The organism is Acinetobacter pragensis (assembly GCF_001605895.1).
In the GTDB taxonomy this organism is placed as follows: domain Bacteria; phylum Pseudomonadota; class Gammaproteobacteria; order Pseudomonadales; family Moraxellaceae; genus Acinetobacter; species Acinetobacter pragensis.
The window spans coordinates 1-8,434 of record NZ_LUAW01000051.1 but is presented as its reverse complement, the minus strand read 5'-3'; the positions used below and the strand labels follow the sequence as shown (position 1 = coordinate 8,434).

The window sequence follows — 8,434 nt, the reverse complement described above, 5'->3', positions numbered from 1 at the left end:
GCCTTTTTTTGCAATGCCGAAGCTTGGCGCACGTGAATTAGTGCCGTCAAAGCGCGCAGTCACCTGATCAGACAGCGCAGCGACTTCAGTCACCAGCTCTTTGATTTTGTCAGATTTGTCAGTGCCGTTCAGGGTGGCCACGATTTCAATTGGGCTTTCCAAACGTTCAAGCAGGGTTTTAAGTTGAGCAGAAGTATTTTGATCCAGCATTGCTAACGCCTCCAAAGGAGTAAATATTTATTCGATGTGTGAATAATAGGGGATTTATCAAAATAGATAAAACAGTTTGTTTTTATATCATCAATCGATTTATTGAATGACAAGTTAAAAACAAACTGAATAACAATCGCTTAGCTTATATGAGGATCAAACATTATATTTCAAGATATTTCAGCCAAAACATGAAATTTCATGCTCCAGTTCAAGCCCAGCTAAAAATAAGCGCAAAACTCAAGCTAAACAATACGCTGCTGTATTCTTAAGGTTCTGCTTTTAAGCTGATGCGCTAAAGCAAATAAAATCAGGCTCATTAGAGCGCTAAGCACGGTGACAGCCAGCAGCGCCCATTTCAGGGCATTATTCAGCAGTTCAGCCTGCGCCACTTGGGTACTGACACTTTTTGCCATTGGCGTTAAAGTCTGCTGAAACAGCTGATTCTGCATCGTCCATAGCTGTTCAGGTTTAAAACCGTATTCTAAAAATTGCGGATCATTTTTTTCAGCTTTAATTAAAGCCTGCACATAAGGAATAGCGGCCGCCCGATCTGCGGGATGATGCAGCAACGCAGTCTGCGCCAAAAGATAGCTTTTGACAGGTTCAGGCAGGTCAGATTCGGCTAAATACCGCGCCATGTCACTGTCTTGAATATTTTTATCATAGTGCACCACTTGCTGAAACTCTTCATTGCGGCCACTGTTCCAGTCATATTGCACATAGGTTAAGCTGCCCCATATCAGCATAAAAGCGATCAGCCAGCTCACAAATTTCAATACAAAAGATTGAAAGCGCACATAAAAAAATCTAATTTTCCGCAACAAATACACGGCAATAAATGCGCCGAAAAAGGCAGCGAACAGCTTTAAAAACAGCCAGCCGAACCACGACAGCAAATTAATAAAATAATCAGATTGATGGCCCAAAGAAGCAAAATCACTATTGACGCTGCTGGGCAAATGCAGCTGCTCGACCTGCATCGTCAAGCCAAAGAAACTGTAAACCAGCGCTTGCTGCATAAACAGCCCAATCACTGCGACAAACAGCACCACAGTCGACGCAATACTCAGCAGCAGCAGATTGCGCTGACGATTTTTTAAGGTTTTAAGCCCTGCTTCAAGCTGCTGCGGATTCACCGCATATTCATCTAAGGGAGGCAAATAAGTTCTCCTGAACGGTTCTTAAACGGCCTCCCCAAGTACATCAATAAGATGGCTTAGTTCGGCTTTGTTCCGCTCGAGCTAGACTCAAGCACTAAGTGATTCAAATTATCCTGAAGCGTCCGTAAACGGTTCGCCGCTTCATCACGCTTCTGCATGCCTTCTTTCTGAATTTGAATCACATCATTTACTGTTTTAATGAGGGTATTCTGCACATGTTCAAGCGTTTCAATATCAATGACCGAACGCTGATTGGCTTTCGCTGTATCGACCGAGTTTTGATGCAGCAAATCAGCGTTGCGTTTCAGCAGTTCATTGGTGGCGTCATCAATGCTGTTTGCCAGCTGCACACTGTTTTTCTGCTCTTGCAGTGAAATCGCCAAGCTGATTTGATTTTTCCATGCCGGCAGCGTAATGTTTTTAATCGCGTAAAACTTATCAACCAGCATTAAATTATTGGATTGAATAATCCGGATCATTGGCAAAGTTTGCATCGCCGACTGCTGCAGCACCTGCAAATCACTGACCCGTTTTTCTAAATTATTCGCCAAATGGTTCAGATCATAAATTTTCTGCGTTCTAACCTGATCCTGCTCTTGGGCGGTCAAAGCAGCAATTTCTTGCTGAATTTCCTGCTCTTTCAGCTTGCCCGCAGCGACGTAAACCCCCAGCTGCTTGTATTCTTCCTGCACGCCGCCGAACATTTTATCCAATGTATTGACCCGGGCTTTCAAGCCATTTTGCGAGGTTTCAATTTCTTTCACCAAGGCATCTATCTGCTCTTTGGTGGTATTGAAGTGCTGATCAAAATTCTGCTTGGCGCCTTTGAATTTGCTTAGAATCCCGCCAAAAAAACCGGAGCTTTTGGATTTGTTGAGAATGCTGCTGGTATTCAGCTGCTGCGCCACCTGCACCACCTGATTCAGCTTTTGCCCTGTCGCATCCAAATCTTTGTTTTGCACTAAATCCAGCAGTTCATCGGTATAGCTGGAGGTTTTAGCGGCAATATTTTTACCATATTCCGCGACGGCATTATGATTTATTTCCGCCAGCTCTTTATGCGCAGCTATAACATCCTGAAAATCGGCTGGCTGCAAACCAATGCTTTGCAAGTCCAGCTGCTGGAACTTTTGTTCAACCGCGGCAACATCAGTATTTTGAGTTTCCTTCAGTTCAATGTCAGCCGGTAATGGGGTATTTTCTGGATGGGTCATAGCGCACCTTGTACTGATTATGATTTAGAGGGTTTCTCTAATGATTTTTTTAAAGTTTTAATAAGTTTATCACGGCTATTATCAAGTTTTTCCAATGAACTTGTCGAGCCGCTTTGCTGGCTTTGTTTTACATGATGCTGCCATGCAGGTATCAGCACCTGCTGCGCTTCTTTATATCTATCCAGCAAAGAGAATGATAGCTGCTGCGACAGATGCATCTGCATAATGGCAAGATCATTGCTGGCCTGCAGTGTTCTTAAGGTTTGAATTTTCTTGGACAGCCTTTCAGCAAAACTGTCCAGCGGCAGCGACTGCTGTGCAAAAGTTGGATATTCCTGCAAAAACTCCTCCGCCGCTTGAATATATTTTGCCATTTGCTCACGCAGGCCCTGCAGCTGATTAAAGCGTGATTGCGATTTCTGGATCTCAATTTGCAGCCGCTGGCTCAGCTGATTCGCTTCATCTAAATTGCGGTCTAAATTTTTATAGTATTCTACTTGGCTTGAACCGAACTCCAAATCCAAACCCAGCCATTTCTGCAAGCCATTAAATTTACGCTTTTTCAAATATTTTTTTGAATCGGACAGCGACTGAATCAAATGTTCTATACTTTGGCTCAGCCTTTGTGTCAATTGAGGATCAACGCCATTCAGCAGCGCCGACTGCGCTTGAATCAATTGATCTGCATAATGATTCAAACGGTATGGATCATTCAGCAGCGGCAGCAATTCATTGCGCTTGATGGTCAGCAGCTCTTCTGAATTGACTTCAATATCTGCCAAAGGTGTCAGTTGCGCACTATAAGACATGGCTGCATAAAACTCATTGAGGCCTTTTCTGCATAATACGTTGTTTCTGAATAAATTCATGCTGCAATTTGCAAAAATACATTTTTTTCAGCTGACACTGTATCCAGTGCAATTCATCTCAGCTTGAGCCTGCCGCCATGCATGGATAAAGTTTTTACTCTTCGGAGATTAAGCCTCTGCCGCTCGAAACGTTGATAGCGTTTTAACATCAGACAGGGTTTGATGAGGCATCTTATCGTTAAGATGCGCAGGCTAAATTTGACTTAATTTCTCTAAGCGGGGCAGGTCCAATATTTGAATCTGGCTATAGCCCCAGCTGATAATTTTTTCCTGCACCAGATATTGCACATGCTTGTTCAGCGTTTGCCGAGAAACATTAAACAGTTCAGAAAAATCCTGCTGTGACAGCTTGATCTGCAGCACAATACCCTTTTCATGCCGGCGCCCATACAAACGGGAAAGCTTCAATAAATGCCTTGCCATCCGCTGATTCAGATTTGCTGTCTGCAAATAGCGGTTATGTTCAAAAAGATGATACATCCGTTGGCTCAAAAGCTGAATGAGCTGCTGCATGGCCTTGGGCTGCGCATACATGAGGCTGAAAAATAGCGGTGCAGGAATCAATGCAACCTCTACCCTGCCCACTGCAAAATAGTCATACGTCAGCGGTTTATTCTGCAGCAAGGCGACCAAATTAAACGCAGAATAATTCTGTACTAAATCATTCACTTTTAATTCACCATTCGGCCTCAGCCATCCAATATGCAGCGCGCCATCCAAAAGCACATAAACATCTTCCAGCAGCTGGTCTTGGCGAAGCATATGCTGTGCAGGCAAAAACCGCTGCAGGCGCGCATGCTTTAAAAGCATCAGTTTATCTTCAGAATTAAAGCCCGAAAAAACTTCATCATGATTCAATATCGTCGCTAACTTTTGTTTTCCGCTGAGTCCAGCCATAAGCTCAAATAAAAAGACCTAATATTCATTATGATACTAGGCCTGAAAATACAGCGGATGAACTAATTATTTTATCTTTAGATATGTGTTTTTATGTTTTAAACCTGCAAGCTCACCCCATTCAAGATGCCTTTTGATAAATTTTCCCTTCATCTGCCCTTAAGTTCGAAATATCCTGATTAACGATATTTTTCAGCACTTGGCTGGGCTGACCGTCAACACCGACTGGAATATCCCCTTCAATAGTTACACGGCTTGCAACACGCAAGGCATCGCCATAATCATTAATTGCGCGGTGCTGTGTCGAACGGTTGTCCCAAATTGCAACATCGCCCACGGCCCAGCGCCAGCGCACCACATTTTCCCATTGGGTAATCTGCTCTTGAAATAACTCAAATAACCGGCGTGACTGCGAAGGGCTATAGCCGCTAAAACGCTTAAAGAAATGCCCCAAAACCAAAGTTTTTTCACCAGTTTCAGGGTGCACGCGCACCAATGGATGCTCTGTCTCAATTTCTACAGCGGTTGTAAACAGTTTGCGGTTTTCTAAGTTATTTTCAGACGATGAGCGCGCCGCATAATCATAGTCATTGCTGTGCACTGCACGCAAGCTGTCCGCCAGCTGCTTCAATTCAGGGCTTAAATCGTCATAAGCCGCAGTCGTATTTGCCCAGACGGTATCGCCGCCTGTTTCAGGCGCAATCACATTGCGCAAAATAGTCGCTTTAGGATAATTCGGCAAAAACGTAATATCGGTATGCCATGAATCTGCGCGCCCGCCACGCGAGTCAATCGCCAAAGTATGCGCGGTGCCGTCTTTTAACGGAACACTCGGATGATTCAAAGGATTGCCCAGCAATTCTGCAAAAGCTTCCTGCTCTAAATCTGTTAAATGCGCCTGCCCGCGGATAAACACGACTTTGTGCTTATTCAGCGCATGCTGCAATTCAAATACAACTTCAGGCGCCAAGTCCCCAGATAAATGAATATTTGAAATTTCAGCGCCAGTACGGCCCGTAACCGGCTGTACTGAAATATGCTGATATTGATAGTTTGGATTGTATGCCGCTATTTGTTCTTGACCCATTTTCCGCCTCATCTTGTAGTATAAGCAATCATTTGCTGATGAATACAGTCTGCCAATCCAGCTCAAATCACACTGTCAAATGCTTGACAGAAATTCCCTGAATATATGCTGTGCTTGTTCAAAATTATGCATAAGGCAAAACGGATAAGCCGCCGTAGTTTAATACTGGCTTAGATGGTTGACCTTCAATGACTTAAAAGCGAATATGGCATCCAGAGCATTTCCTCTGAATTTAATGGAAAATAATAATATTATCTCACAGCGGCTCTTAAGATATAAATTACTGATTTCATTAAATGATAAATCATCAGCCAATTAAATCGCGGTATCTGTCTATAGATAAAATTCAATGATTCATTCCGTGGCAGGCTGGAACTCAATTTTTACCTGACGGATGCAAACCGAAGCTATTTATATCGCTGGGCGGACTGATCATTGCGTTCTTCTTTAGATTTTATTTACCACCCAATTTTCCAATATTATTCCACAGCTAAAAAAACCATGAATTTCATGGTTTTTTTAATCGATTACAAATAATTGCCTTCGCGTTCCGGCTGATACAGCACTTTTTCAATTTTAACTTTCATAATATGGCCATCGGGCTGCGGCCATTCAATTTCTTGCCCTTCAGATAAGCCTAAAATTGCTGCGCCCACTGGAGCCAGCACATTGACTTGACCTTTCTCCCCAATAAAATCATGCGGATAAACCAACGTAATTTCAGTCGGTTCTGTCGATGGCGCAATAGTAATCAGAACTTTTGCATTCATGCTGACGACATTCGCCGGAACCTCTTGAGGCGCAACTACCTCGGCACGCGCTAACTCAGCTTCTAAATGTTCCATAGTCGGCGTCAATTTTGACTGATGCTCCAGCATGGTTTCCAATCTGTGCAGATCTTGCTCAGAAAGAATAATATTAGGTTTGGTCATATGCTTTTCCTTTAAATCTTGTTTTTCCGTCAAAACAGCTGCGGCCTGATTTTAAAATTTATAATTGCTTTCATTCTGTTATAGCAGAGATTGATGAAAAACCGCTAGCAAATCGTTTTTCTTCCGCCATAAAAAAAGCCCCTTTGAGGGGCTTTTCTCAAGTCAAACTTATTTCGCGTAAACTGGGAATTTCGCGCAAACAGTTTCAACTTTCGCTTTAACAGTATTGATTACTGCTTCATCGCCTTTCGCATCCAAAATGTCTGCAATCCAGCCAGCCAAATCACGTACTTCAGCTTCGCCGAAACCGCGAGTTGTCACTGCAGGCGTACCGATACGGATACCTGAAGTCACAAATGGAGAACGCGGATCATTTGGCACAGAGTTTTTGTTCACGGTAATGTGAGCAGCGCCTAACCAAGCATCTGCTTCTTTACCAGTGATATCGCCTTGTTTAATTAAAGACAAGAGGAACAAGTGGTTTTCTGTACCGCCAGAAACAACGTCATAGCCGCGAGCGATTAATACTTCAGCCATTGCTTTAGCATTTACGACAACTTGTTTCTGGTAATCTTTGTATTCAGGCGCCATCGCTTCTTTAAAGCAGATCGCTTTAGCCGCTACAGCATGAACCAATGGACCGCCTTGGTTGCCTGGGAATACAGCTGATTGTAATTTTTTCTCAATTTCTTCATTGGCTTTTGCAAGGATTAAACCTGAACGCGGGCCGCGAAGCGTTTTATGAGTTGTTGTAGTCGTTACGTCAGCAATTTGCACTGGGCTTGGGTATACGCCAGCAGCCACTAGACCAGCTACGTGAGCCATATCTACAAATAGGTAAGCGCCAACTTTGTCCGCGATGTCACGGAAACGCTGCCAGTCAACAATTTGGCTGTATGCAGAGAAACCAGCAACGATCATGCGCGGCTTGTGTTCTTCTGCTAAACGTTCAACTTCTTCATAATCGATTTCGCCCGTTTCTGGGTTCAAACCGTATTGAATTGCGTTGTAAGTTTTACCAGAGAAGCTAACTTTAGCACCGTGAGTCAAGTGACCGCCGTGAGCCAAGCTCATGCCTAGTACTGTGTCGCCTGGGTTAAGAAGCGCTAAATAAACCGCAGAGTTCGCTTGTGAACCTGCATGCGGCTGAACGTTTGCATAGTCAGCGCCGAAAAGTTCTTTAGCACGGTCAATCGCTAATTGTTCAATAACGTCTACGTATTCGCAGCCGCCGTAATAGCGTTTGCCTGGGTAGCCTTCCGCATATTTGTTAGTGAGTTTTGATCCTTGAGCTTCCATAACTGCTGGAGAGCAATAGTTTTCTGAAGCAATCAGTTCGATGTGCGCTTCTTGGCGGGCATCTTCTTGAGAAATAGCTTTCGCGATTTCTGGATCAAATTCAGCAATAGAGATGTTGGCAAACATTAGCGAGGTCCTATTAAATTAGGGCTTTTAAGCCGTGCTAAGATTGGCGCGTATTGTAGCATGAAGTTTATAAATTTTGAGAATGAAGTTTACTCAGTTTTAAATAAAAAATGCCCATCTTTATCAGAAAGATGAGCATTTAGTTTAAATCAAGTTATTGAATTGGCATAAGAGATTTTACATTAGAGCCTTTAGCTATAAATCTGAGAATTTGCTCTTTAATGTTAGCTATTCAAACAGTGAATCAATATCTCCTACAAAATTTTCATAATTTTGCGTATAAACCGTACCGTGATCCCATGCAGCATCCTCTTGATATTCAATATTGCTTGCGCTGGTGCCATTGGCTTTCATCGAAGCAATGAGGATATCCGTTGCGGCTTTCGGTACTGTGGTATCAGCTCCACCCTGATAAATAAATACTTTCTGATTTAATTTTGTTAAGCCAGGCTGAGAACCAGTTTGCAGGAATGTGTTGATAACAGGAATACTCATAAACTCAGTTTGCGTCCGGCCATAGCCGTTTAATGMRYSCWACTATAAAAAACCCGTAAAATTTTAGCGGGTTTATGGACATAGGTAAACGWATATATCTGAGTAAACACGCTAAATAGAAAATTAATATTATAGTTAAGGT

Annotated in this window: 8 protein-coding genes and 1 pseudogene; all 9 read right to left on the bottom strand. The window is 43.0% G+C overall.

What is annotated here, in order from left to right:
* A pseudogene (locus tag AZH43_RS16225) lies at positions 1-210 on the bottom strand (alkyl hydroperoxide reductase subunit F); the annotation flags it as partial.
* A 245-nt stretch (positions 211-455) separates the two neighbouring features.
* Positions 456-1,373 (bottom strand): hypothetical protein, encoded by a 918-nt coding sequence (locus AZH43_RS16220; RefSeq protein ID WP_067671922.1) that lies wholly within the window; start codon positions 1,371-1,373, stop codon positions 456-458.
* Positions 1,374-1,429: 56 nt separating this feature from the next.
* Complete coding sequence (locus AZH43_RS16215) at positions 1,430-2,587, bottom strand: toxic anion resistance protein (RefSeq protein ID WP_227509834.1); 1,158 nt, start codon at positions 2,585-2,587, stop codon at positions 1,430-1,432.
* 17 nt (positions 2,588-2,604) lie between these two features.
* On the bottom strand, positions 2,605-3,396 hold the full coding sequence (locus AZH43_RS16210) for a tellurium resistance protein (protein WP_067671925.1): 792 nt from the start codon (positions 3,394-3,396) through the stop codon (positions 2,605-2,607).
* A 252-nt stretch (positions 3,397-3,648) separates the two neighbouring features.
* Positions 3,649-4,353 (bottom strand): Crp/Fnr family transcriptional regulator, encoded by a 705-nt coding sequence (locus tag AZH43_RS16205; RefSeq protein ID WP_067671919.1) that lies wholly within the window; start codon positions 4,351-4,353, stop codon positions 3,649-3,651.
* 121 nt (positions 4,354-4,474) lie between these two features.
* Positions 4,475-5,440 (bottom strand): TauD/TfdA dioxygenase family protein, encoded by a 966-nt coding sequence (locus tag AZH43_RS16200; RefSeq protein ID WP_067671916.1) that lies wholly within the window; start codon positions 5,438-5,440, stop codon positions 4,475-4,477.
* Positions 5,441-5,967: 527 nt separating this feature from the next.
* Positions 5,968-6,372 carry a nucleoside diphosphate kinase regulator gene (rnk, locus tag AZH43_RS16195; RefSeq protein WP_067671913.1) on the bottom strand — a complete coding sequence of 135 codons (405 nt, stop codon included), beginning with the start codon at positions 6,370-6,372 and terminating at the stop codon, positions 5,968-5,970.
* A gap of 168 nt (positions 6,373-6,540) precedes the next feature.
* Positions 6,541-7,797, bottom strand: coding sequence for a serine hydroxymethyltransferase (glyA, locus tag AZH43_RS16190; protein WP_067671911.1), 1,257 nt, complete (start codon positions 7,795-7,797; stop codon positions 6,541-6,543).
* A 228-nt stretch (positions 7,798-8,025) separates the two neighbouring features.
* A complete protein-coding gene (locus AZH43_RS16185) occupies positions 8,026-8,292 on the bottom strand; it encodes a hypothetical protein (RefSeq protein ID WP_067671909.1) in 267 nt (88 codons plus the stop codon).
* Between the last annotated feature and the right edge of the window lie 142 nt (positions 8,293-8,434).

Excerpts from the sequence above, each read along its gene's own strand:
- AZH43_RS16215 (WP_227509834.1), bottom strand. The coding sequence starts at position 2,587 with ATGACCCATCCAGAAAATACCCCATTACCGGCTGACATTGAACTGAAG.
- AZH43_RS16210 (WP_067671925.1), bottom strand. The coding sequence starts at position 3,396 with ATGTCTTATAGTGCGCAACTGACACCTTTGGCAGATATTGAAGTCAAT.
- AZH43_RS16205 (WP_067671919.1), bottom strand. The coding sequence starts at position 4,353 with ATGGCTGGACTCAGCGGAAAACAAAAGTTAGCGACGATATTGAATCAT.
- AZH43_RS16200 (WP_067671916.1), bottom strand. The coding sequence starts at position 5,440 with ATGGGTCAAGAACAAATAGCGGCATACAATCCAAACTATCAATATCAG.
- rnk (WP_067671913.1), bottom strand. The coding sequence starts at position 6,372 with ATGACCAAACCTAATATTATTCTTTCTGAGCAAGATCTGCACAGATTG.
- glyA (WP_067671911.1), bottom strand. The coding sequence starts at position 7,797 with ATGTTTGCCAACATCTCTATTGCTGAATTTGATCCAGAAATCGCGAAA.
- AZH43_RS16185 (WP_067671909.1), bottom strand. The coding sequence starts at position 8,292 with ATGAGTATTCCTGTTATCAACACATTCCTGCAAACTGGTTCTCAGCCT.